The sequence below is a fragment of the Micromonospora sp. NPDC047740 genome (assembly GCF_043204735.1).
Lineage (GTDB): Bacteria > Actinomycetota > Actinomycetes > Mycobacteriales > Micromonosporaceae > Micromonospora.
Genome location: NZ_JBIDCT010000001.1, coordinates 767,510 through 791,350, shown reverse-complemented (window position 1 = coordinate 791,350; position 23,841 = coordinate 767,510). Strand labels below are relative to the sequence as shown.

The 23,841-nt window shown below is 69.6% G+C and carries 16 protein-coding genes; 10 read left to right on the top strand and 6 right to left on the bottom strand.

The window, feature by feature from the left end:
• Positions 1–23: 23 nt before the first annotated feature.
• The 5 genes from ACGF4F_RS03280 to ACGF4F_RS03260 form a co-directional block, all read right to left on the bottom strand.
• The gene (locus tag ACGF4F_RS03280) at positions 24–1,349 is read right to left on the bottom strand and encodes an aminopeptidase P family protein (protein WP_393074420.1); all 1,326 of its coding nucleotides are present in this window, start codon (positions 1,347–1,349) and stop codon (positions 24–26) included.
• Positions 1,342–2,706, bottom strand: coding sequence for an alpha/beta fold hydrolase (locus tag ACGF4F_RS03275; RefSeq protein WP_393074417.1), 1,365 nt, complete (start codon positions 2,704–2,706; stop codon positions 1,342–1,344). The genes ACGF4F_RS03280 and ACGF4F_RS03275 overlap by 8 nt, the downstream gene beginning before the upstream one ends.
• Before the next feature lie 389 nt (positions 2,707–3,095).
• On the bottom strand, positions 3,096–5,693 hold the full coding sequence (locus ACGF4F_RS03270; RefSeq protein ID WP_393074414.1) for a M64 family metallopeptidase: 2,598 nt from the start codon (positions 5,691–5,693) through the stop codon (positions 3,096–3,098).
• A gap of 159 nt (positions 5,694–5,852) precedes the next feature.
• Positions 5,853–7,979 (bottom strand): Xaa-Pro dipeptidyl-peptidase, encoded by a 2,127-nt coding sequence (locus ACGF4F_RS03265; protein ID WP_393074411.1) that lies wholly within the window; start codon positions 7,977–7,979, stop codon positions 5,853–5,855.
• Between the two features lie 386 nt (positions 7,980–8,365).
• Positions 8,366–8,536 (bottom strand): hypothetical protein, encoded by a 171-nt coding sequence (locus ACGF4F_RS03260; RefSeq protein WP_357436047.1) that lies wholly within the window; start codon positions 8,534–8,536, stop codon positions 8,366–8,368.
• 25 nt (positions 8,537–8,561) lie between these two features.
• On the opposite strand from ACGF4F_RS03260, the gene ACGF4F_RS03255 reads away from it, so the two are divergent.
• Together ACGF4F_RS03255 and ACGF4F_RS03250 are read left to right on the top strand one after the other, a co-directional pair.
• The gene (locus tag ACGF4F_RS03255; RefSeq protein ID WP_357436046.1) at positions 8,562–9,089 is read left to right on the top strand and encodes a CGNR zinc finger domain-containing protein; all 528 of its coding nucleotides are present in this window, start codon (positions 8,562–8,564) and stop codon (positions 9,087–9,089) included.
• Between the two features lie 255 nt (positions 9,090–9,344).
• Entirely contained in the window at positions 9,345–11,333 is a 1,989-nt protein-coding gene (locus tag ACGF4F_RS03250; protein WP_393074406.1) for an NPCBM/NEW2 domain-containing protein, read from the top strand.
• A 65-nt stretch (positions 11,334–11,398) separates the two neighbouring features.
• On the opposite strand, the gene ACGF4F_RS03245 is transcribed toward ACGF4F_RS03250, so the two are convergent.
• On the bottom strand, positions 11,399–12,850 hold the full coding sequence (locus ACGF4F_RS03245) for a Gfo/Idh/MocA family oxidoreductase (protein ID WP_393074403.1): 1,452 nt from the start codon (positions 12,848–12,850) through the stop codon (positions 11,399–11,401).
• Positions 12,851–13,088: 238 nt separating this feature from the next.
• On the opposite strand from ACGF4F_RS03245, the gene ACGF4F_RS03240 reads away from it, so the two are divergent.
• The 8 genes from ACGF4F_RS03240 to ACGF4F_RS03205 all read left to right on the top strand — a co-directional run bounded on the left by ACGF4F_RS03240 (position 13,089) and on the right by ACGF4F_RS03205 (position 23,826).
• Positions 13,089–14,000: an SIS domain-containing protein gene (locus ACGF4F_RS03240; protein ID WP_393074400.1), complete on the top strand. Its 912-nt coding sequence runs from the start codon at positions 13,089–13,091 to the stop codon at positions 13,998–14,000.
• Positions 13,997–14,911 (top strand): 1-phosphofructokinase family hexose kinase, encoded by a 915-nt coding sequence (locus ACGF4F_RS03235; RefSeq protein WP_393074397.1) that lies wholly within the window; start codon positions 13,997–13,999, stop codon positions 14,909–14,911. Before ACGF4F_RS03240 ends, ACGF4F_RS03235 begins: the two co-directional genes overlap by 4 nt.
• Positions 14,911–15,801 carry a class II fructose-bisphosphate aldolase gene (locus tag ACGF4F_RS03230; RefSeq protein WP_357436040.1) on the top strand — a complete coding sequence of 297 codons (891 nt, stop codon included), beginning with the start codon at positions 14,911–14,913 and terminating at the stop codon, positions 15,799–15,801. Before ACGF4F_RS03235 ends, ACGF4F_RS03230 begins: the two co-directional genes overlap by 1 nt.
• A gap of 149 nt (positions 15,802–15,950) precedes the next feature.
• Entirely contained in the window at positions 15,951–17,183 is a 1,233-nt protein-coding gene (locus tag ACGF4F_RS03225) for an extracellular solute-binding protein (RefSeq protein WP_357436039.1), read from the top strand.
• A 33-nt stretch (positions 17,184–17,216) separates the two neighbouring features.
• On the top strand, positions 17,217–18,143 hold the full coding sequence (locus ACGF4F_RS03220; RefSeq protein ID WP_357436037.1) for a sugar ABC transporter permease: 927 nt from the start codon (positions 17,217–17,219) through the stop codon (positions 18,141–18,143).
• A gap of 2 nt (positions 18,144–18,145) precedes the next feature.
• Positions 18,146–19,054: a carbohydrate ABC transporter permease gene (locus tag ACGF4F_RS03215; protein ID WP_393074393.1), complete on the top strand. Its 909-nt coding sequence runs from the start codon at positions 18,146–18,148 to the stop codon at positions 19,052–19,054.
• A complete protein-coding gene (locus ACGF4F_RS03210) occupies positions 19,051–19,884 on the top strand; it encodes a DeoR/GlpR family DNA-binding transcription regulator (protein ID WP_357436034.1) in 834 nt (277 codons plus the stop codon). Before ACGF4F_RS03215 ends, ACGF4F_RS03210 begins: the two co-directional genes overlap by 4 nt.
• Positions 19,885–20,079: 195 nt before the next feature.
• The gene (locus tag ACGF4F_RS03205) at positions 20,080–23,826 is read left to right on the top strand and encodes an NPCBM/NEW2 domain-containing protein (protein WP_393074390.1); all 3,747 of its coding nucleotides are present in this window, start codon (positions 20,080–20,082) and stop codon (positions 23,824–23,826) included.
• Positions 23,827–23,841 lie beyond the last annotated feature (15 nt).

Genomic DNA, 23,841 nt, shown 5'->3' with positions numbered 1-23,841 from the left:
GAGAAGTCTGACAGCGCGCTATCTCACATGATCTGAGCCGCCATCCACTTCTCCAGACCGTCGGCCTCCAGCGGCAACGCGCGGGACAGCACCTCCATGCCGTCCGGCGTGACGAGGAGGTCGTCCTCGATGCGCACGCCGATCCCGCGCAGCTCCGGAGGCACGGTCAGGTCGTGCGCGTGGAAGTACAGGCCGGGCTCGACGGTGAGCACCATGCCGGGTGCCATGACGGCGTCCTGATAGGCCTCCGCCGCGGCCCGGCCGCAGTCGTGCACGTCCAGCCCCAGGTGATGGCCGATGCCGCACACCAGATAGCGCCGGTGGTGCTGGCCGGTGTCGGAGAGCGCCTCGTCCACGGAGACCGGCAGCAGTCCCCAGTCCGCCAGTCCCCGCGCGATCACCTCCATCGCTGCATGGTGGAAATCGGTGAACCGGCGGCCGGGGCCGACCGCCGCCAGCCCGGCCCGGTGGGCCTGTTCCACCAGGTCGTGCACCTGCCGCTGGGCGGGAGAGAACTGGCCGGAGGCGGGGAACGTGCGGGTGACGTCGGCGGTGTAGAAGCTCCTGGCCTCGACGCCCATGTCGAGCAGGAGCACCTCGTCGGGCAGCACCGGGCCGTCGCAGCGCACCCAGTGCAACGTGGGCGCGTGGCGGCCACTGCCGACGATCGTGGCGTAGCCGGGGGCATTGCCGTACGCCCTGGCGTACCGGTCGAAGGTGCCCTGCAGCCACCGCTCCCCGGGCCCGGCGATCGCGGTGGGGATCTCGCGGACGACCGCGGCGAAGCCCTCGACCGTGCGGTCCACGGCCTCGCGGAGCTGCCCGATCTCCCACTCGTCCTTGTACATGCGCAGTTCGGCGATGGTCCGGCCCACCTCCTCGTCCCGGGTCACGTCCTCGGTGAGCTCCGCGAGCGGCCGGACCTCGACGCCCAGCGCTCGCGCCCAGTCGGCCGGTCCCGGAGCGGCCCCGACCCACAGCTCGCCGTAACGGGCGTCGGTCCAGAACCCGGAGTCGCCGGGGACAGCGGGCGGTGGCAGGTAGAGCGTGGCGTCGCCTTCGCGCAGCACCACCACGGCGTGCTCGATCCCGCAGCCGGTCACCCAGACGAAGTCGCTGTCCGGGCGGAAGTCGTACGTCGTGTCGTTGCTGCGCACGGGCGCCTCCCCCGCCGCCAGCACGATCGTCCGGCCCGGGAGCGCCTCGGCCAGCCGGGCCCGGTGGGCGGCGGCTGCGTCGGCGGCGCCGGGGACGACCGACGGGGTGCGGTCCGGCACGCCCCATCCGGTGTTCATGTATTCCGCGAACGCCGCGATCTCGGACAGCTTCGGCGGCTTACCTTCACGCAACTGCGACTCCTCCTGTCTGGCCGACCGGCCGGCCCGGTCCTCCGTCGGCTCGGGTCGCGGGTCCGTACGCTTCGGTGACTCCTCCGCCCAGTTCCCGGACCAGCTCGGTCAGCCGGGTGAAGACCCGGTCGTCGCCGATGCCGTCGTGCTCGTACTCGTTGGTGACCCAGGTCTGGACGTTGCCGACCCGGGACGCGGTGTCCAGTTGCAGGCCGGCGTCCACGTACATGTCGTCGTAGTAGACGGCGGCGGCCACCGGGATCTCGTTGCCGGCCAGCCGGTCGAGGTCGTAGAGCTGCGGCCACTGCGCTCGGGCGGCCAGCAGCTCGACGGCGCCGCGGAACGGGCGCAGTTCGGCGATCTCCTCGAACATCCAGGGATAGATCATCTCGCCGGTGAACAGCAGCGGCCTGGCTTCCTCGGCGAACTGCGGGTGCCGCACCCGTTCGGCCTGCGCCGCCCAGGCGGTGGCGGCAGAGCCGTGGCCGTAGATGCTCTCCTGCAGGGCCGCGAACAGGGGGTTCTCGCTGTACGAGGTCCTGGCCAGCACCTGGTGCAGAAAGGTCGTCGACAGCTCGGTCCCCGAGAACGCCTCGTCGAGCAGCCAGTGCATGCGCTCGTATCCGGGCTTCATACCAAAGTCGATGCCGAGCGACTGCAACCGCCGGACCGTGAGCACGTCGCCGTCGGGCAGCAGCACATCGCCCTCGGCCAGCCGGTCGGCGATCCGGCTCACCTGTGCCACCTGGTGCGGGTAGCGCCGGTAGAACGCCCGGTTCTTCGCCTCGACGCGGGGATAGGTGCGCCGGTAGACCTCGGCCGCCGACGGGTCGAGACCGGGCAGTCCGCCGGTGACGTAGCAGGCACTCAGGCCTTCCGGGGCCTTCGACAGGTAGGTCAGCGTGAGGAAGCCGCCGTAGGACTGCCCGACGGTGGACCAGCGCCGGCCGCCGAAGACGGTCTTCCGCAGGTGCTCGTGGTCGGCGACGATCGAGTCGGCCCGGAAGCACGCGAGAAAGCCGGCGGCCTCCTCGGCCGACGCGAACCCGCTCATCCGGCGACCGTCGACGCGGGTGCTGCGGCCGGTGCCGCGCTGATCCACCAGGACGACGCGGTAGTCGCGCAGTGCCTGGCCGAGCCAGCCGGACCGGTCGAGCGGACGGGGGCCCTTCCCGCCCGGTCCGCCCTGCAGGTAGACCAGGCACGGCAGATCCTCACCGGCCCGTACCGGATCGACGATCTCACGGGCGAAGAGCTGGATGGTGCCGCGCGCCGGGTCGGACCAGTCCAGCGGCACGTCGGTCACGTGATCGCGGACCCGCATGCCGGGGATCGTGTAACTCGCGGTAACGGTCATCGGGCCCACTTCTCCTGCCGGATGCGCTCGGGGCTGCGCCGCCCAGATGCCATCAACGCCCCCCAGTAAGGTGTGCCATTGCACTGATCCTAGACGCAGCCGCGAACACTGCATAGAGGGGGCAACCGAGCGCGGCCCGCCAAGCGAAGGCTGGCCGCCGCAACCCCGACCGGGAATCGCCGTGGGCGGGGTGACGTGACGCCCAGGCTGGCCCCGCTCGCCGGAGCGCCTCGGCCCCGAAAGCGGGTAGATAGCCATAAGAGGCACCGAACGCCTCCCCAGTAACATTGCACTCGGCCGGTCGATCCAGCGCAGGGCAGCAACGGTAAGAGACTGGTGGGCCGGCGACTGCCGGCCCACCAGATGTTCCTGTCCGCAGCAACGGCGCGCTACAGAGCCGCGCAGTCACCGCCCTTGGCACCGGTCACCGTGTTCGGCGCGCCGAAGTCCTTCACCGCCGCGCTGTTGCCGGTGCAGCTCAACGGGCCGTTGACCCGGCTACCGACCAGGATCGGCCCGTAGGCGCCGGCCAGCCGGCTGAACCGGTCGTTGGCCGTCATCTGGACGTTGTCCGACAGGGTGAGCGAGCCGTTGAAGGTGCTGCCCGCGACGGTCACGTCCCGGGTGGCTCCGGTGATCCGGGCGAGGCCGTTCACCGTGCTGCCGAACAGCTGCACCGCCTGAGCGCCGGTCGCCGTCAACCCGCCGTCGATCGAGCTGTCACTGACCACCAGCGAAGCGCCCGGACGCACCGACACCCCACCGTTCACCTGAGCACCCTTGAGGCAGGTCACCCCCTCGCTGACCACGACCCGTGGCTGCTGGCCGGTCAGGGTCCTCGTGCAGTCGGGCGACGAGCCCGGCAGCACCGTGGCCCGGTAGGCGCTCGGCTCGCCGACGTTGCCGGCCGCGTCGATGGCCCGGTGCTCGACCAGGTGCGTGCCGAACCCCGGCACGAACCCGCCGCCCGGGTGGTCGTCGGGCAGGGTCTGCTCGAACGCCGCCTTTGACAGGCCGCCGGTACCGAGGTTGCCGTACGTCAGGGCCTTGATGTTCGTGCCCGAGTGACGGAACTGGAACGGCGACTCGGGCATCGGCTGCTCGGGGAACCCGAAGTAGTTGAACCACCCGTCCTTGTCCAGCCGGAGCTGACCGACGACGTAGCGGTCCTCGGCATAGCCGGTGTGGTCGTCCTGCGGGTCCAGCCACATGTCCCAACCGTTGAAGTACACCGGGTGCTCCATGCTGCCGGCGAGCCGGGTCAGCGGCTCCGACAGGGTACGCGGCGCGGTCGGCATCGCGTTGTCGACGGTCCACTCGATCCGGTCGGAGACGCCACCCGGATCCGTCGGGTCGGTCACCGTGGCGGCCAGCTGGTGGGTGCCCGGCGCCAGCTTCAACGCGCCGAGGTCGAGGTTGCGGCTGTTGTGCGGGTTCGGCAGCGTCTTGCCGTCCAGCGACCAGACCACGTCGAGGATCCGGTCGGCCGGGTGGTTGGTCCGCACGTAGACCACCTCGTCGCCGGCGACCGGCTGGGTGTTCGGCGTGGAGCCGGTGACGGTCGCGGCGGGCGACGACAGCGTGGCCTTGGTGGCGCCCACCGTCCACTGCCGGGTCTGCACGAACCGCGCGCCGTTGTAGCCCGAATCGGTGGCCGTGTTGTTGGTCGACGGGTTACGGACCCAGTCGACACCGTCCGGCCCCACCGGATCCCGCACCTCGACGTGCACCACCGTCCCGGCGGGCAGGTCCAGCTCGCCGAGGTCGAGGTTGCTGCTGTTGTGGGTGTCGAGCACGGTGCCGTTCGGGCCGCCGACGCGCCACGTGACCTGCAGCTCGTGGTAGCGCGGCTGGCCGGGCTCGACCCACAGCACGCTGTCGGAGGCCACCGTGCCCAACGGGGTGTGCCGGACGTTCATCTGCCCGGAGTTCCGCATGCCGGTCACCCGGGCGACCATGTGCTCAAGGCCGATCTGGTCGAAGTCGAACCCGATCCAGCGCATCATCGAGTGCTCGCTCGGCCGGCGCTGGCCGCACGGGTACATGCCGCCGCCCTCGTGCGTCCCGATCGTGCCGCCGGACAGGCTCTCCTCGCCGACCCAGCGCCACCACTTCTTCTGGTCCTCGACCATCTTCTGGGGGTCGCTGTAGATGGTGTGGTGGAAGCTGCTGGGCTCGCCGCCGGTGTAGCAGGGCCGCACCACGTCACGGGAGGAGTACGGGTACTCGTCGACCAACGTGCCGAGCGAGTGGCCGATCTCGTGCAGCGAGATCAGCGGGCCCTGCGGGGAGCCGCCCGAGGTCGTCGCCTGGGTGCCGCCGATCCCGCCGTAGGTGAACGTGTTGAAGATCGCCAGGGTCTGCAGGTTCTGCGCCGTGCGCGGGATACCCAGGACCGGCGCGACGTAGTTGTCGATGATCCGGTTGTGCGCCTGGTTCCCGGTCTCGCACGGGTTCACACCCGCTGGGTAGTAGGCGGCGTAGTTCTGACAGTTCACCGGAGCCCCACCGTAGACGGTGCCGCGCGACAGCGGGTCATTACAGCCGTTCTGGTAGATCATGCGCAGCGCGGTGTTCTTGGCGTCGATCGGGCCCTCACGCTGGCCGGTGTCCCGGATCGTGCCGTCCGGGTTGCGTACCCGGCCGTCCGGGTCGCACCGGACGCCGTAGTCGATCGAGGCGATCTCCACCGCGTACACGTTGATGTAGTCGCGGTAGGTCCGGAACGGCTCCGTGGCCCACATGATGGCCAGGTTGCGGTCCACATCCTTCAGGAAAATCCCCTGCTGGTCCCACTGGTAGCCGTCGCCGAGGATGATCAGATTCAACCGCTCGGCCGCCGGGCCGGTGACTTGAATCGGATGGACCTTCGGGCTGGGCAATGGCATCGGCGGGCCGTCCGCCGGAGCGCCGCTCGCCGGGCCGGCGCCGGTCAGCAAGCCGGCCACCAAGGCTAGCGCCGCGAGGGTCGCGACCTTCAGTCTCACTCGCTCTCCACCTCACCTTCATCCGCCGGCGTTCCCTCCGGCCACCGGAAGCTGCCTCCGGCACCGAGCGAGAATCACCGGACACCTGACAGAACTTCCGTGGGCGCCGCCCGTCCAACGTCTACATGCGGCGCCCACGGAAGCCTCCGTGCTACTTCGTCACTTGCCGACGCGCGACCGGGCGGCCGCCGACACGATGGACCCGCGCTGCCCCGAGGTGACCACCCCAGCCGCGACCAGCTGGTCCGCGACCTGGTTGACGTGGGTCACGAACTGGCCGTGGTTCGACCACTGCTCCCCGTCGAGGAGGTGGTCGTTGATCGTGCAGTTGCCGGCCAGCGGGTGGTTGGACACACCGCTGTCGACGCCGCCGACCACCACCGTCGTCCGGGCGTCGGTGCTCGCGCAGACCGGCATCGCCAGCGGGCCGCCGACCACGGGCAGCCGCAGGGCCGTTGCGGCCAGGTCGACGTTGAGCACGGTGCCCGGGGCCGGGTGCAGCGTGAACTCGTGGTCGGTGGAGAAGACCATCAGGCCGATCCGGTAGCCGGCCGGGATGACCTGGTCATCCGGCTGCAGCGGTACGGTCACGTCGACGAACTCGCCGGGCACGAGCGGCTCGCTCCGGGTGAGCGAGTGGCGGTTCTGCGGGTCCGCCCAGCCCCGGGTGATGATGCTCGTCGTGGTGCCCCGGGTGCTCGACTCGCAACCCGATCCGCCGGTCCACGGCAGCCGCACCAGCGCCACCGACAGGTTGGCCGCCGGCTTGCTCGCGCTCATCCGGAGCGTCACCTGCGCCGTACCGGAGATGTGCACCGGCGCGGTGAGTTCCGGCGTCACGTAGAGCAGCCGATGGTCGGACACCGTGGTAGCCAGCGCGCCGGCATTGCACGCGGTGTTGCCGGCATCAACCAGCGACTCCACACCCTTGCCGGGCCGAGCCAACGAGGTCAGCTCGCCGGTGGTGTTACCGCCCGGCTTCAGCACCAGGGTGACAGGCGCCGCGGCCGGGTTGGGGTAGTCCGCGTACGGGGTGAGCTGGCTGGCACCGGTCTCGTTACGCACCACCCAGGCCCGGGCATCGTTCTCGACCCCGTTCTGGACGCCGTACAGGTAGCGGGTGAACCACCGGTTGCGCATGTCCAGCGGCGGGGCACCGCCGTGCCCGCCCTGGTGGTAGTACGCCTGCACCGGCGTCCCCTGCGCCTTCAGCGCCTCGAGGATCCGCACGCTGTGCTCAGGCACCACGTTCCAGTCGTTGAACCCGTGCGCCATCAGGGTGGCGGCCTTGACGGTCCCGACGGCGTGGAGATAGTCCCGACCGGCCCAGAAGTCGTTGTAGTCTCCGTTCGCCCGGTCCTGGTTGCGGTTCATCTCGCCGACCCGGATCGTGTCGATGCAGTACGCCCGGCGCTCCGGATAGCCGCTGTTGATGTAGTCGAACAGGTAGTCGATGTCCTCGCCGACCCAACCGCCGGGATTCCGGACCAGCCCGTTGGAGCGGTAGTAGTGGTAGTACGAGGTGTTCGGCGCGATCGGGATGATCGCCTCAAGACCGTCGACTCCGGTGGTCGCGGCGGCGAGCGGCAGAGTCCCGTTGTACGACGTGCCGGTCATGCCGACCTTGCCGGTCGCCCAACCGGTCGCCGAGACCTCCTGATCCCCGGTGACACTGGTGTAGCCCTTCGCGCGACCGTTCAACCAGTCGATCACCGCCTTCGGCGCCAGCGACTCGTTGGGTCCGCCGACCGTCGGGCAGCCCTGCGACAGCCCGGTACCCGGAGAATCGGAGTGGACCACGGCGAACCCGCGCGGCACCCAGGTGCTGACCTCGCTGGTGGACACCGAGGTCCGACCCGGCTGGTGGGCGATCAGTGGCGGTGAGAGCCGGGCCGGCGGTTGCTCACCGAGCTCGTGTCGCACGTTCCAGAAGTACTGCGACTGGCTGGACGCCGTACCGGCGTAGTAAGGGCTGCTCTCGTAGACAACCGGGACCTTCAACCCCTGCTCGGTCTGCGCCGGCCTGGTGACGTCCACGTGCATGCGGTCGAGCTTGCCGTCGCCGTCAGAGTCAAACTCGGTCTCCACCCACAACCGCTGCCGGATCCAGCTGCTGGAGTTCGCAAACTCCGGGACGATCTGAGCCTGCCCGTCGACGAAGACCGGCCCGACCTCGTCCGGGCTGGCCGCGGCCGGTCCCGCAACCCCTAGCGAAAGAGCCAGCGTCACCGCGGCGGCCACGGCAGTGAGGCCGACCGCCCGCGGGCGCAGCTTTCGTCGCGCCATCAAGAGTCCCTTCTATCGTCAGCCGGCGATCCCGAAGGGCCCGGGCCGCCCGCCACAGTCGGTAGTTCGACCCGGCTCGTGTCGACGTGAGCAGTGAGGCGTGCTCGGTCTGATCCGGTTTCGTGCCATGGCTGAGGTAGCCAGCCGTCCGACCAACGCCGTCCCTCCTTGCCGGGGCATACCGCTCCCCAGGCATCGCCGGAACCCGTCGGTCGCCTGCCGGCAGGCGACCGCCTCCGCCGCCTTCATTCACCGATCTCTCTGCCGGCCACAAGACCGTAGCTGGCAGCTCGGAGTGGGATCACCAGACAGCTGACGAAACTTCTGTGGGGTTCCAGCCATCCAACGTCGCAACGGGGTGGGGCAGCCCCGTCGCCGGATCGGGCTCAGCGATGTGGCCGGTACGTCGAGAGGGGCCGGGTCTCGACCGGGATTCCGGCCTGTCGACCGGCACGGATCCGCCACCGCCCGCAGTGGCAGGACTGGTAGTAGATGATCCCGTCGCTCGTCCGGTGCCGGGACCGGGTCCGCCAGACATGCCCGTCGCTGTCGCTCATGGTCACAGCCTGCTGTAATGGCATTATGCATCTCAACCCTTACGGCGCCGACCCGGTACGGCTGGCCGTCGAACTGGCCAACGACCCGCCCCGATCGGTGTTGGAGCTGGCCCGCCGATGCCGGACGGCCGGGGTGGTGATGGACATGGCGGTGCGGGACGACGACCTCACGGTCACCGTCCGGTTAATCGAGGAGTGGTCCGAGATCGTCGACGCCGCCTCGGCGGACGAGCGGGCGGAGCTGCTCAACCGGATGCTGGCCAGCGCCTCGACATACCCCCGGCTCACCAACCACACGGACGGGCTCTGGCACCTGCACTACCGGGACGACGGCGTGCCGTTGTCGGCCGTCCTCCGCGCCCTGATCAGTGTCGGCACCGCCCTGCACCTGACCGGTCGCGGCATGGACCGGCTGGGCCGATGCGCCCGGGATGGATGCCGGACGATCTACGCCGACCTGTCCCGGACCGGCAAGCAGCGCTACTGCTCGCCCCGGTGCGCCAACCGTGACGCGGTACGCCGCCACCGGGCCCGGAGCGGTCCGGTGCGTTGAGCCGGGCGTCCCGCCCAATCGACCTCAACGGGCGTGGCCCTGAGGCAGGAACGCGGCGATCCGGTCCCACATCGCGACCGGGTTGGCGTACATCGGCCAGTGTCCGCTGTGCGGGATCCCCGCAAGTCTGCGACTGGGCGCCGGGGCACTCGTCGGGGCGTCAAACATTTTCGCACACGTGTTGACGTAACCGCACAGATACATTTACGTTCTTACATAGATCTGCATCGCACCAGCCGCCCCTCAGGAGCCGCCATGCGAACAGTTGCCACCACCACCCTCGCTCTCACCCTCGCCCTGACCGTCACCGTCCCGGCGTCCGCCGCAACGTCGGTCCACGACGTGACCGCAGCGCCGGCGGCCGAGCCGATCCTGGCGGCGACGCCACCGCTCGGTTGGAACAGCTGGAACACCTTCGCCTGCGACATCAACGAGAAGCTGATCCGCGACACCGCCGACGCGATGGTCTCGTCCGGGATGGCCGCGGCCGGCTACCGGTACGTCAACATCGACGACTGCTGGGCCGAGAAGGAGCGCGACCCGGCGACCGGGAAGTACGTCGCCCATCACGAACGGTTCCCCAGCGGCATCAAGGCGCTGGCGGACTATGTCCATGCCAAGGGGCTCAAGCTCGGCATCTACACCAGCGCCGGCACCGAGACCTGCGCCCGCACGATGCCGGGCAGCCTCGGTCACGAGGAACTGGACGCCCAGACGTTCGCCGACTGGGGCGTCGACTACCTCAAGTACGACAACTGCAACAACCAGGGCGTCCCCGCGCAACAGCGGTACCAGGCGATGGGTGACGCGCTGAAGAAGACCGGCCGGCCGATCGTGTACAGCATCTGCGAGTGGGGCGCCAACCAGCCGTGGCTGTGGGGTGACTCGGTCGGTGGCGACCTGTGGCGGACCACCGGCGACATCACCGACTCCTGGCCGAGCGTGATGTCGATCCTCGACCAACAGGTCGGGCTGGAGGCGTACTCCGGTCCGGGCGCCTGGAACGACCCGGACATGCTCGAGGTGGGCAATCCTGGCCTGACGCAGGGCGAGAGCCGCGCGCACATGAGCCTCTGGGCGTTGCTGAACGCGCCGCTGATCGCAGGCAACGACATCCGCTCGATGCCGGCGTGGGCGCGCAACCAGCTGACCGACCCGGACGTGCTCGCGGTCAACCAGGACTGGAGCGGGCGCCAGGGCGCGAAGCTGCGGGACTCCGGCGACACCGAGGTGTGGACCAAGAAGATGTCGGACGGTTCGGTCGCCGTCGTCCTGCTCAACCGGGCCTCGACGCCGGCCGTGCTCGGCACCACCGCGGCCGAGCTCGGGCTGCCGCCGGCCGACACCGGGTACGCGGTGCGGAACCTGTGGACCAACACCACGTCCGTCTCCGGAGGCACGATCCGCGCCCAGGTGCCGGGGCACGATGCGGTGATGCTGCGGGTCAACCCCGGCGGGAAGGGCCTGCCGCCGATGGTCGTGGTCGAGGCCACGCCGGGGAAGCCGTACGTCGACGGCGCCGAGGCGAACCCGGTCACGGTGAAGGTCCACAACGACGGCACGACCGCCGTCACGAGGGCCCGGCTGCTGCTGACCGCGCCGGAGGGGTGGGCCGCGACGGCGACCGGGCCGACCCAGGTCGGCTCGATCGGTCCCGGCACGACCGGTACGGCCACCTGGTCGCTCACCGCGGACCGACCCGACCTCGGTCCGGTGGACCTGACCGCAAGCGCCAGTTGGACCTCGCGCAACCAGGTGTACAGCGGCACGGCAGCCGGACGGTTCACCGTGGCGACCGCACCCCCGGCCGGCTCGTCGCACCTGTCCGACCTGGCCTGGCTGTACGCCGAGAACGGCTGGGGCCCGGTCGAGAAGGACCGGAGCAACGGCGAGACGGCCCCCGGGGACGGTAAGCCGTTGACGATCGCGGGCACCGTCTACCCGAAGGGCCTCGGCACCCACGCGCCGGGCCGGATCGGCTACTTCCTCGGCTCGCGCTGCAGCCGGTTCACCGTCACCGTCGGGATCGACGACGAGGTCGGTGACCGGGGCCGGGTCGGCTTCGAGGTGTGGGGCGACGGCGTCAAGCTCGCCGGTGCCGAGGCCACCGGAGCGGGCGCCGGCGTACCGCTGGACCTCGCGGTCAGCGGGGTGGACGTCATCGAACTTCGGACGGACACCCTCGACGGCCCCAACTACGACCACGCCGACTGGACGGCCCCGATGATCACCTGCACCCCTTGATCGGTCCGACGGCAGGCTCCGCACGCCGGGGAGCCTGCCGTCGGCACGTGCTTGCCCGGCCTGCCTCAGTTGTTGTCCAACACCGGGTCCGCGGGCTTCGGCCGGTCGAACGTGGGTCGCGCCGCCTGCCAGTGGCCGCGGGTGAAGTCGGGCACCTTGACCGGATGCATCCGGCCGGTCTTCAACGACTCGTGGCTGAGCGGGATCACCGAGCACCACGCGGCCGAGTCGTAGACGTCGATGTCGGGGGTCATCCCGAGGCGCATGGTCTGGACGAGACGCCAGATGGCGATGAAGTCCCCGCCGCCGTGGCCGCCGTACTGGCCGGCCAGGCTCTCCAGCGTCGGCCACAACCAGTGGTCGTGCTGCCGCAGGATCGTGTTGTACTCGTTGCCGGTCCGCCAGCTGTGGTTGCTGTGCCCGAGCGACTCGAGGTAGACCCGGGCGTTGTCGAGCTCGATCGTCCCTCGGGTGCCGGTGAGCGTGGTCTCCCTGCTGTACGGGTGCGGGGAGTTCACGTCGTGCTCGACCCGGATGAACCGGCCGCTGGTCGTGGTGACGAAGCAGGTGTGCCGGTCGCCGGAGATGTAGGGCTCGTCATCCCAGGACGGGTGGTCGGCGCCGACCCGGGGGTCCTCGGCGCGGAAGAGCGCCAGCGCCTTGGGCAGGGACGCTACGGAGATCAGTTCCTCGAACCGGTCGCCGCGGTTGATGCCCAGGGTGGCCGACACCGGCCCCAGGCCGTGGGTGGGGTAGTGCGAGGCGTTCATCCTGGTCTGCCAGCGGCGCCGCCAATGCTCGGGGTAGTAGGCGCCGCCGAACGTGTACGGCCAGCGCAGGTCGTGGACGTAGCCGCCGGAGGCGTGCTGCAGGTCGCCGAAGATCCCCTGCCGGGCCATGTTGAACATCGCCATCTCGGGGCGGAAGTAGTTGACGTTCTCCAGCAGCAGGCAGTGCTTCCTGGTCCGCTCCGAGGTGCGCACCAGATCCCAGATCTGATCGAGGTACGGCGCGATCGGCAACTCCACGGCGACGTGCTTGCCGTGCTCCATGGCGGCCTTGGCCATGGGGTAGTGCCACTCCCAGGGGGTGGCGATGTAGATGAGGTCGATGTCGTCGCGGCGGACCAGGTTGAGGTAGTCCTCCTCCCCCGCCGAGTAGCCGGCCGGCGGTGTGTCCTGGAAGCCCTGCTGCATGATCCGGCCGATGGTGCGGTTTACCCGTTCGGGCCGGATGTCGCAGACCGCGGTGACCGTGCCGACCGCGCCGAACCGTCGGTCCTGGTCGCCGCCGCGGTTGCCGAGGCCGATGAGCCCGATGCGGACTCGATCGAAGCCTTCGAACGGCACGTTGGTCATGCTCTTCTCGTCGCTGCCGCGGCGCGGTTCGGTGCCGGTGGAGTCGTCGGCGGCTGCGGGGGCGCCCACCGCGCCGCTCAGGCCGGCGGCGGCCCCCAGCACGACACCGGACCGGAGCAGGTCACGACGGGACGGATTGAAGTGAGCGGATGGGGCCATGTGATCACTCCTCTGTGACGGAGACTGATCGAACCTGCCAAGTTGCTCTTGATATCGAGCAGTGTCGTTCAAAAGCTCATCGATGACAAGAGCCTGCGCCGCAAGAGCCTCGGCCACTGGGGAATGCCGCGTGACGGATTGCCCAAGTGGCTGTCGTCGATTTACGCTCGGATCGCTGCCGAACCGCGCGGTTTCGCGCGCTCCGAGGAGTCCGTCGTGAGCAGCAGGTCGGAGTGTCATGACACACGTCGATGAGGAAATCGCCAGCCAGCCCGAGTGCTGGCAACGAGCCATCGCGCTCGCGGGCTCACTCGCTGAACAGTTGCCCCGGCGCGGCGAGCGGGTCGCCGTCGTCGGCTGCGGCACGTCCTGGTTCATGGCGATGGCGTACGCCGGACTGCGCGAACGGGCCGGCCTCGGCGAGACGGACGCGTTCGCGGCGTCGGAGTTCCCGCGGCAGCGCCGCTACGACCGGGTGGTGGTGATCAGCCGGTCCGGCACGACGAGCGAGGTGCTCGACGTCCTGCGCGCCATCGCCGGCGACACCCGCAGCACGGGCATCATCGGCGACCCGAGTTCCCCGGCCGTGGCCCTTGTGGACGATCCGGTCTGCCTGCCGTTCGCCGACGAGAAGTCCGTGGTGCAGACCCGGTTCGCCACGACCGCGCTGGCGGTGCTCCGCGCGCCTCTCGGTGAGAGCCTCGACCAGGCGGTCCGCGACGCGGCGGAGGCCCTGACGGCACCGCTCCCGCTGGACCCCACAACGCTGGAACAGGTCACGTTCGTCGGCCGGGACTGGACGGTCGGCCTCGCCCACGAGGCAGCGCTCAAGTGCCGTGAAGCCGCCCGCTTCTGGGCGGAGGCGTACCCGGCCATGGACTACCGGCATGGCCCGATCGCCGTTGCCGGCCCTGACCGGGCGGTGTGGGCGTTCGGGGCCGTGCCGGCGGGGCTGCCGGAGGAGGTGGCCGGCACCGGCGCCACCTTCGTCCACTCCGTACGCGACCCGATGGCCGAGCTGATCCTCGCGCAGCGGCTGGCCGTCGCCCTGGCCCGCCACCGGCGACTCGACCCGGACGCGCCACGCCACCTGAACCGCTCGGTGATCCTGACCGGTGGCGAGACCGCCGGTGCGGGGCTCGACGGATGATCCTCACCGTCACGCTGAACGCCGCGCTCGACGTGACGTACCGCGTCCCCGCCCTCGTGCCGGGCAGCACCCACCGGGTCGCGGAGGTCGCCGAGCGGGCGGGCGGCAAAGGCGTCAACGTGGCCCGTGTACTGCGTGCCCTCGGCGACCCGGTCGTCGCGACCGGGCTGGCCGGCGGTGCCTGCGGCGCGCGGATCCGGTCCCTGCTCGCCGCCGAAGGAGTACGGGAGGCGTTCGTGCCGATCGCGGCCGAGTCCCGGCGCACGGTGGTCGTGGCCGAACCGGACGCGGCGACCGGGCTGTGGGAACCCGGGCCGAGGGTCGCCCCGGACGAGTGGAGCGCCTTCCTCAGCCAGTTCGCCGATCTGGTACGCGGCGCGGCGGTGGTCGTGCTCTCCGGCTCCCTGCCGCCAGGGGTACCAGCCGATGCGTACCGTGCGCTGATCGGGGCGGCCCGCGACGCCAACGCCCGGACGGTGCTGGACAGCAGCGGTGAGCCGTTGCGGCACGGCCTGAGCGCGCGGCCCGATCTGGTCAAGCCGAATGCCGAGGAGCTGGCCGACCTCGTCGGGCAGGCGCTCCCCCGACCGGCTGCGGCCGTCACCGCGGTACACGCGCTCGAAGCGCGTACCGTCGTGGCCTCGTTCGGCCCGGCGGGACTACTCGCTCGGACCGGACAGGGCAACTGGCACGCGTTCCTGCCGCATCCAGTCGCCGGCAACCCGACCGGGGCGGGGGACGCCTGCGTCGCCGCCCTGGCCCACGGCATGATCCACCGTCGGCCCTGGCCGGACCGGCTCACCGACGCGGTGGCGCTGTCCGCAGCGGCGGTGCGGGCGCCGGTGGCGGGAAGCGTGGACCTGTTCGACTACCGGCGGCTGCGCCGGGCTGTGACCCTCAAGGAGCTGTGATGGCGCTGGTACCGACCGAGCAGATCGTCGCCGCCGGGCCGGTCTGCGCGTTCAACGTGATCAGCCTGGAGCATGCCGAGGCGATCGTCGCCGGCGCGGAGGCCGCGGCGCGACCGGTGATCCTCCAGATCAGCGAGAACGCCGTACGGTTCCACGACTCTCGGCTCGCCCCGATCGCCGCCGCGACCCGGGCCGTCGCGGCGGCGGCCACGGTCGACGTGGCACTGCACCTCGACCATGTCGTCTCCCCCGACCTGTGGCGCCAGGCCGCGGAGCACGGCTTCGGCTCGATCATGGTCGACGCGTCGAGGCTGCCGTACCGGGAGAACGTCGCGACGACCCGGGCGGTTGCCGAATTCGCCCACGCCCGGGGACTGTGGGTCGAGGCCGAGTTGGGCACGATCGGTGGGAAGGACGGCGAGCCGCCGGTGGACCCGCACGCCCCCGGTTCCCGCACCGATCCGACGGAGGCGGCGTCGTACGTGGCGCGGACCGGTGTGGACGCCCTCGCCGTCGCGGTCGGCTCCACACACGCCATGACCACCCGCAGCGCCGTGCTGGACCACACCCTGATCGGGCGGCTGCGGGCCGAGATCGCGGTGCCGCTGGTGCTGCACGGCTCGTCCGGCGTGCCCGACGAGGAGCTGGGCCGGGCCGTGCGCGGTGGCATCGCCAAGGTGAACATCGGTACGGCGCTGAACGTGGCCTTCACCGGCACCGTCCGCGGCACCCTGGCCACGCACCCCGAGCTGGTCGACCCGCGCCGGTATCTGGCGCCGGCCCGGGAGGCGATGGCCGAGAGGGTGGCCCATTTCTGCCGACTCGTGTCCGGCGAGGCCAACCCGCAGGCATCGATGGCCGGACGAGCGCCGACCGTGACCGAATCGTGAGCGGTTGGTCTTGACGTCGATCGACCGGCATCACAGAATCGCAAGAGCGGCGCGATCATGAATGATTAGCGCATTAGTCGGTCAAGAACAATCAGCGAAACCCGGATCTGATCACGGCTGTTCATGGTCCATCCATGATGGAGGCGAAGATGAAACGGTTCCTGCGCTGGTCGGCGGCGTTCGTGATCGCCAGCCTGACCCTCACCGCCTGCGGATTCAGTGGCGGCGACAACGCGAGCGGCGACAGCAGGAAGCTGTCGCTGCTGGTCCCCAGCTACAGCAACGGCACCAAGGCCCTCTGGGAGGGCATCATCGCCGACTTCCAGGCGAAGCACTCGGACATCACCGTCAACCTCGAGATCCAGTCCTGGGACAACATCAACGACGTCATCCGCACCAAGGTGCAGGCGAAGGCGACGCCGGACATCCTCAACATCGACGCCTTCTCCGGCTTCGCCTCCGACGACCTGCTCTACCCCGCCGCCGACGTGGTCTCCCGCGACACCCTGGCCGACTTCCAGGATTCCTTCGCCAAGAACGCCTCGATCGACGGCACGATGTACGGCCTGCCGATGATCGCCTCGGCCCGCACCCTCTTCTACAACCAGGAGCTGCTCGACAAGGCGGGCGTGACCAAGCCCCCGGCAACCTGGCAGGAGCTGTACGACGCCGCACAGAAGATCAAGAACCTCAACGCGGGTGTCTACGGCTACGGCATGCCGCTGGGCAGCGAGGAGGCCCAGGCGGAGACCTCGATCTGGATCTTTGGCAACGGCGGCTCCTGGCACGAGGGCGACAAGATCACCGTCGACAACCCGCGCAACGTCGAAGCGGTGCAGTTCATGAAGCGGATGATCGACGCCGGGCTGACCCAGCCCGACCCGGGAGCGAGCGACCGCACGCCCATGCTGGACGTGTTCATCCAGGGCAAGATCGCCATGGCTGTTGGCCTGCCTCCGACGGTGGGGCAGATCGCGCAGAAGAACCCCCAGCTCAAGTACGGGACCGCCCCGATTCCCACCAAGGACGGGCAGCCGATGACCCTCGGGGTGGCCGACCATCTCATGGCGTTCAAGAACGACGGCAGCAAGCAGGAGGCGATCAAGGCCTTCCTGGACTACTTCTTCAGCGCCGAGGTCTACCGGAAGTTCGTCGACACGGAGGGCTTCCTGCCCACCACGAAGTCCGGGGCGGAGGCGCTGAAGGACAAGAAGGAGATCGCCAGCTTCCTGGAGGTCCTGCCGGGCGCCAAGTTCTACCCGAGCACCAACCCCCGCTGGGCGGCCACTCAGGGCGCGCTCCAGGGGCAGATCGGCCAGATCGGGCAGGGCAAGCAACCCAAGGCGGTGCTCGCCGGCATCCAGGCCAAGGCCGACGCTTAGCAGCGGCCGTCGCACTCACCCATCGAGGACACGATGAGCGAGCAGACCACCCAGGTGCAGCTGCCGCCCGGCAGGTCCGCACCACCGGCGCGCCGGGAGCTGGTGCGGGCCCTGCCCTGGCTGCTGCCAGCGCTGACCCTGATCCTCACGATCGTCCTGTTTCCCGCCGCCTACATGGTGTGGACATCCTCCCGGGACGTGTCACAGGCCGGCGTCGACCGCGGCTCGGCGGGACTCGACAACTTCGTGGCACTGCTGAACTTCCCCGCGCTGGGCAGGGTGTTCACCAACACGATCATCTGGGTCGTCGGCGTGGTCCTCGTGACGCTGCTGATCTCCCTGGCTCTGGCGCAGTTGCTGAACCAGGCCTTCCCCGGCCGGCGCCTGGTCCGGCTGGCGGTGATCGTGCCATGGGCAGCCAGCGTCGTGATGACCTCGACCGTCTTCTACTACGCGCTCGACCCCTTCTACGGCGTGTTCAACCAGTTCCTGGTCGACCTCGGCATCCTCGACGCCGGGTTCGGCTTCACCCGCCGACCGGTGCCCGCGTTCGTGGTGTCCATGGTGGTGGCGGTGTTCGTGTCCCTTCCGTTCACCACCTACACCATCCTCGCGGGCCTGCAGACGGTGCCGGACGACATCGTCGAGGCGGCCCGGATGGACGGCGCCGGGCCCGGGCGCATCTATCGCAGAATCGTGCTGCCCATCCTGCGGCCTGCGATCGCCGTCGCGGTCCTCATCAACATCATCAACGTCTTCAACTCCCTGCCCATCCTGCGCACGATGACCGGCAGCATCCCCGGGTACGACGCCGACACCACGACCACGTTGATCTTCAAGTACGTCCAGCAGGACCGGCAGGTCGATCTCGCCAGCGCGCTCAGCGTGGTGAACTTCCTGATCGTTCTCGCGGTGATCGGGATCTACCTGGCGGCTCTCCGACCGATGAGAGACGAGTAGCAGTGGTTACGACGACCCCCGAGACGACCGGCGGGCGGGTAGGCGCGAGCGCGGCGTACGGCCAGCGAGGCCCCCGACTGGGCAGCCGCCACGGCCGGCGCTGGACGAAGACGGCCGCCGGCGTGGTGGTGGCGCTGGTGTTCCTGGCGCCGTACCTGGTGATGCTCATCGGGTCCTTCAAGAAGCACGCGGAGATCCTGCGCATTCCGCCCACGTACCTGCCGACGGAGTGGATCCCGTCCAACTACCTCACCATGTGGTCCACGCCCGAGGCGCCACTGCCGTACAACCTGGCCTCCACCCTGATCATCTCGCTCTGCGGGACCGTGCTGGTGCTCGCGGTCGCCGTACCCGCCGCCTACTACACGGCCAAGCACCGGTTTCCCGGCCGCGGGGTGTTCCTGCTGCTCGTGCTGGCCACCCAGATGCTCCAGCCGACCGTGCTGGCACCCGGACTGTTCCGGCAGTTCCTGGCGCTCGGCATCGACGACACCTGGCTGGCGATGACTCTCGTCAACGCCGCCTTCAACCTCAGCTTCGCCGTGTGGATCATGCACAGCTTCTTCGCCGGCCTGCCGAAGGAGATCGACGAGGCAGCGCTGGTCGACGGCGCCAGCAAGCTCCAGACGCTACGCCATGTGACCCTGCCGCTGGTCTGGCCCGGCATCGTCACCGCCATCATCTTCACCTTCATCGCCTGCTGGAACGAGTTCGCGGCGAGCCTGGTCATCCTCACCACCGCGGAAAACCAACCGCTGTCGGTGGCGATCACGAAGTTCGTCGGCCAGTACGACTCCGCCTGGCATTACGTGTTCGCCGTCTCAATAGTTAGCATCGTGCCCGTGGTCATCCTCTTCGCGCTGGTAGAGAAGCGCCTGGTTGCGGGTCTGACGGCGGGAGCCGTGAAATGACCTCGACCGAGACCGCGACGGGGGCCGCCGCGGGCGGCGGGTTGGCCGATCGCGCTCGCCGGCTACAGGCTCTGCTGGAGATCCTGGCCGAGCGGGGCGGCCGGCTCTCCGTCCTCGAGGCCGCCACCGCCTTGCAGGTTTCCGAAGCGACCGTCCGCCGTGATTTCACCGCCCTGGCCGAACAGCACCTGGTGACCCGCACCCATGGTGGCATCGTGGCCAGCTCGGTCGCCTACGATCTGCCGGTCCGCTACCGCCACCGCGGCGACCACAGCACCAAGGAACGCATCGCCGCCACCGCCGCCGGGCTCATCGAACCGGGCAGCGTGGTGGGGTTGAACGGAGGCACCACCACCTCGGCCACCGCCCGGCACATCGCGGCGCGACCCGACCTGGCGCAGGCCACCCACCGGCCGGCCCTGACGGTAGTGACGAACGCGCTGAACATCGCCACCGAGATGGTGCTGCGACCGTCGCTGCGCACGGTCATCCTCGGCGGGGTCGCCCTGCCCCAGTCGTACGAGCTGACCGGGCCGCTGACCAGCATGGTCATGCAGTCCCTGTGGCTGGACACCCTCATTCTCGGCGTCGACGGATTCTCCATCGAGGGAACGTCGTGCCACGACGAGAGCGAGGCGGGCATCGACGCCTTGATGGTCAGCCGGGCCCGCCAGGTGGTCGTGGTGGCCGGCTCGGAGAAGCTCGGCCGCCACTCCTTCGCCAAGATCTGTGCCGCGTCGGCCGTGCACACCCTGGTCACCGACGACGCCGCCGACGAGAAAGTTGTCGCCGATCTGCGGGCCGCCGGCGTAACGGTGCTCCTGGCCTGACTGCCCGCTGACCGACCAGCACCAAACATCACGGCCCAGTGACCCGCCGGGGTCACCGGGGGTACGCAGCTGTCTGCCCAGCTCAAACCCGGATTCGCCGGTCACTTCGAAGCGGCGCGGCCACCCTCGTGACAGACAGGCCATCGTGGGATATGAATATCATGCCTGACCATTCCTGATCGAGATGAGGGGCAAATGCTCATATCTGTTCGCTCGATCCGACGTTCAGCTGCCGCGATCACGGCCGCGCTGATGCTTGCCGCCAGCGTCCTGGCCAACACGCCGGCGATGGCCGCCGGGCCTCAGGAGCTCGGGGCGGTGACCGGCTTCCACGCCGACCAGACGACCTACACGCTCACCGCGGGCGACGCCCGGGTCCGGGTGGCGTTCCTCGCCGACGACGTGTTCCGGATCTGGCTCGCGCCGGACGGACAGTTCACCGACCCGGCCAACACCCCACCCGACGACCCAAAGGCACCTGACGCCAACATCGTGGTGAAGACCGACTACCCGACTCGGCAGACGACGTGGTCCGACGCCGGCGGCTACTACTCGCTACGCACCAGGACGATCGAGGTCCGGGCGTACAAGTCGCCGTTGCGTTTCGCTCTGCACCGGGCCGACGGCAGCACCGTGTGGTCGGAGACCCAGCCGCTCCGGTGGACCGACACCACCACGTCCCAGACGTTGAGCCGCGGCGCGACCGAGCAGTTCCTCGGCGGCGGCATGCAGAACGGCCGGTTCAGCCACCGCGGCACAACGATCCAGGTCGCCCGGAATTTCAACTGGGAGGACGGCGGCAACCCGAACTCCTCGCCGTACTACATGAGCTCCGCCGGCTACGGGGTGCTACGCAACACCTTTACACCAGGTACGTACGCCTTCAACGACCCCGTGGTTTCCACCCACACCGAGAAGCGCTTCGACGCCTACTACTTCGTCGGTGACTTCAAGGCCGCGCTCAACCGGTACACCGAACTCACCGGGCGGCCGTTCCTGCCGCCGATCTACGGCCTCGAATACGGCGACTCGGACTGCTACAACCGCGGCCACTACGGAGTGGACCCCGACCCGGGCAACGACTGGAAGAACCACCCCGACAAGCAGACCACGCCGGACGCGGTAAAGATCGCGCAGAAGTTCGTTGACGACGACATGCCGGGTGGCTGGATGCTAGTCAATGACGACTACGGTTGTGGCTACTCCGACGACCTGGGCCACGAGCTCGTCGACGGCACGTACTGGGGCAAGCGAGAGATCAGCCCGTTGCGGCAGACCGGTGACGAGCTACGCAACCGCAACATCGAGATGGGGCTGTGGACCCAGTCCGCGCTCGACCGGCAACCCGCGGAGGTCGGTGAGGCCGGTGTCCGCGTCCGCAAGCTGGACGTGGCCTGGGTCGGCCCGGGCTACCGGCACGCGCTCACCGCCTGCGACACCGCGCATGACGGCATCGAGCAGTACAGCAACGCCCGCGGCTACGCCTGGATGGTCGAGGGCTGGGCCGGCGCGCAGCGCTGCGCGGTGCAGTGGACCGGCGACCACAGCGGCAGCCTCGACGCGATCCGCTGGCAGATCCCGGCGATCCACGGATCCGGCAACTCCGGTATCGCCTACACCGCCGGTGACGTCGACGGAATCTTCGGTGGCTCCGCCCGAAGCTACGTGCGGGACATGCAGTGGAAGGTCTTCACGCCGGCACTCATGACGATGAGCGGCTGGGCCACACCGGCGTTCAAGCAACCATGGGCGTACGGCGAACCGTACACCTCGATCAACCGCCGGTACCTGCAGCTGCGCGAGCGGCTCCTGCCGTTCCTCTACTCGTACGCCGCGGAGGCTCACCGCACCGGCACGCCGATCAACCGGTCACTGCCGATCGAGTACCCGGACGACCCGACCGCGTACACCGACGCCGCCAGGTACGAATTTCTCGCCGGTCGAGAGTTCCTCGTCGCGCCGATGTGGGGCGCGGACGAGACCAAGAGCGGCATCTACCTGCCGACGGGCACCTGGGTCGACTACTGGACCGGCCAAATCCACCGCGGGCCCACCACGCTGAACGGCTACCACGCGCCGCTCGACACGTTGCCGCTGTTCGTCAAGGCCGGTGCCGTCGTGCCGATGTGGAAGGCTGGCATCAACCGGCAAGCCGAGCAGGCACCGGGCGACCGGCTGACGCTCGACGTCTACCCCCATGGCAGCTCCTCGTTCCTGCTCTACGAGGACGACCGGGTCACACGCGAGCACCGCACCGGCAGGTCCGCGACCCAGCGGTTCGACGTCAAGGCGCCGGTCGACGACCGCGGCGATGTCGTCCTCACCATCGGCGCGAGCACCGGCTCCTACACCGGCAAGCCCGCGCAGCGGCCCTACCAGGTGACCGCGCACACCAGCACCAAGCCGCAGGTGGTCAAGGTCGGCGACCAGCCGCTGCGAGAACTGGGCGACAAGGCGGCGTACGACTCGGCAACCACCGGCTGGTACTACGCGCCCGGCGACCGCGCTGGCATGGTGTGGGTGAAGACCCCCGCGATCTCTACCAGCGCCAGCACCACGGTCACCCTCGCCGGCAGCAGCTCCGTAGGCGGCGCCAAGCCGGCCGACGCGCTCGGCACGGTCGAACTGACCGGCCCGAAGCTGTGGAACCCGCCGGGCCAGCCGACCGAGCTCACCGCGACCTTCCGTAACGACGGCACGCACGCGATGACGAACGTGCGGCTGTCCGTCGCCCCGGTGGCCGGCTGGACATCGAGCGGCCACATCGACTTCCCACGGGTCGAACCCGGCGAGACCGTCACCGCACCGCTGAGCGTCACCCCGGGACACGACATCCGGCCGGCCTCGTACACGCTCCAGCTTGCCGCCGCCTACACCGCCCGGAACACGCCGTACCGCTCCAGCGCCGTCACCACAGCGGAGCTTCCCCACGCCTCGATATCCGCCGCGGCGAACGTGGTCGGCATCACCGACGCCCAGACATTCGCAAAGGGCAACTTCGACGGCGCCGGTAACAGCTTCCACGGGGAGGCGCTGGCCGCCGCGGGATTCCGCTCCGGCACGACGATCACCGTCAACGGGGTCGAGTTCAGCCTGCCGGCTGGCGCCCCCGGCACACCGAACGTGGCGAAGGACATCACCGCGCCGATCCTGGTGAGCGGCAGAGGCAGTCACCTTCACCTGCTCGGCGCCGGCGCCAGCCTGAATGCCCGTGGAACCGTGACAGTCCTCTACACCGACGGCACCCAGTCCCAGCATCCGCTGGAGTTGCCGAACTGGTGCTGCCAGGATCCGGCCACCGGCGGAGCCAAGCCCGCGGTCACGGTCAAGGGTCGTTACACCCCGGCGGGCCTGGCCAACACCACGACGGACTACCGGGTGTCCTACAACGCGCTGCCAATCACGCCGGGCAAGACGGTCCGCGCGATCCGCCTGCCGGGTGGCCCGTTCGGGTTCTTCGCCGCCACCGTGGCGGACAAGCCGTTGCCGCCGGCGCCGAAGGGCGAGGCGTGGGTCAGCGACCTGGAGTGGATCGATTCGACGAACGGCTGGGGACCCGTCGAGCGCGACCACAGCAACGGCGAGAGCGCGGCCGGCGACGGCAACCCGATCACCCTGAACGGGGTCGTCTATGCCAAGGGCCTCGGCGCCCACGCACCCTCGTCGGTCAAGGTCAACCTCGACGGCCGGTGCACCCGATTCACCGCGAAGGTGGGCGTGGACGACGAGATGGCAAACCGCGGCTCAATCGCCTTCCACGTGCTGGTCGACGGTACGGCGAAGTACGACTCTCTGGTCCTGACTGGAACCGCCGAGACCGCGAGCGTCGACGTCGACGTGACCGCGGGGAAGGCGCTCGACCTGCTGATCACCGACGGTGGCGACGGCGTCGGCAGCGACCACGGCGACTGGGCCGAGGCCAAGCTGTCCTGCAATCCGTAAGCCGCCGGGCCGTTC

Excerpts from the sequence above, each read along its gene's own strand:
- ACGF4F_RS03250 (WP_393074406.1), top strand. The coding sequence starts at position 9,345 with ATGCGAACAGTTGCCACCACCACCCTCGCTCTCACCCTCGCCCTGACC.
- ACGF4F_RS03225 (WP_357436039.1), top strand. The coding sequence starts at position 15,951 with ATGAAACGGTTCCTGCGCTGGTCGGCGGCGTTCGTGATCGCCAGCCTG.
- ACGF4F_RS03220 (WP_357436037.1), top strand. The coding sequence starts at position 17,217 with ATGAGCGAGCAGACCACCCAGGTGCAGCTGCCGCCCGGCAGGTCCGCA.
- ACGF4F_RS03210 (WP_357436034.1), top strand. The coding sequence starts at position 19,051 with ATGACCTCGACCGAGACCGCGACGGGGGCCGCCGCGGGCGGCGGGTTG.
- ACGF4F_RS03235 (WP_393074397.1), top strand. The coding sequence starts at position 13,997 with ATGATCCTCACCGTCACGCTGAACGCCGCGCTCGACGTGACGTACCGC.
- ACGF4F_RS03265 (WP_393074411.1), bottom strand. The coding sequence starts at position 7,979 with ATGGCGCGACGAAAGCTGCGCCCGCGGGCGGTCGGCCTCACTGCCGTG.
- ACGF4F_RS03255 (WP_357436046.1), top strand. The coding sequence starts at position 8,562 with ATGCATCTCAACCCTTACGGCGCCGACCCGGTACGGCTGGCCGTCGAA.
- ACGF4F_RS03240 (WP_393074400.1), top strand. The coding sequence starts at position 13,089 with ATGACACACGTCGATGAGGAAATCGCCAGCCAGCCCGAGTGCTGGCAA.
- ACGF4F_RS03205 (WP_393074390.1), top strand. The coding sequence starts at position 20,080 with ATGCTCATATCTGTTCGCTCGATCCGACGTTCAGCTGCCGCGATCACG.
- ACGF4F_RS03230 (WP_357436040.1), top strand. The coding sequence starts at position 14,911 with ATGGCGCTGGTACCGACCGAGCAGATCGTCGCCGCCGGGCCGGTCTGC.
- ACGF4F_RS03260 (WP_357436047.1), bottom strand. The coding sequence starts at position 8,536 with ATGAGCGACAGCGACGGGCATGTCTGGCGGACCCGGTCCCGGCACCGG.
- ACGF4F_RS03275 (WP_393074417.1), bottom strand. The coding sequence starts at position 2,706 with ATGACCGTTACCGCGAGTTACACGATCCCCGGCATGCGGGTCCGCGAT.
- ACGF4F_RS03245 (WP_393074403.1), bottom strand. The coding sequence starts at position 12,850 with ATGGCCCCATCCGCTCACTTCAATCCGTCCCGTCGTGACCTGCTCCGG.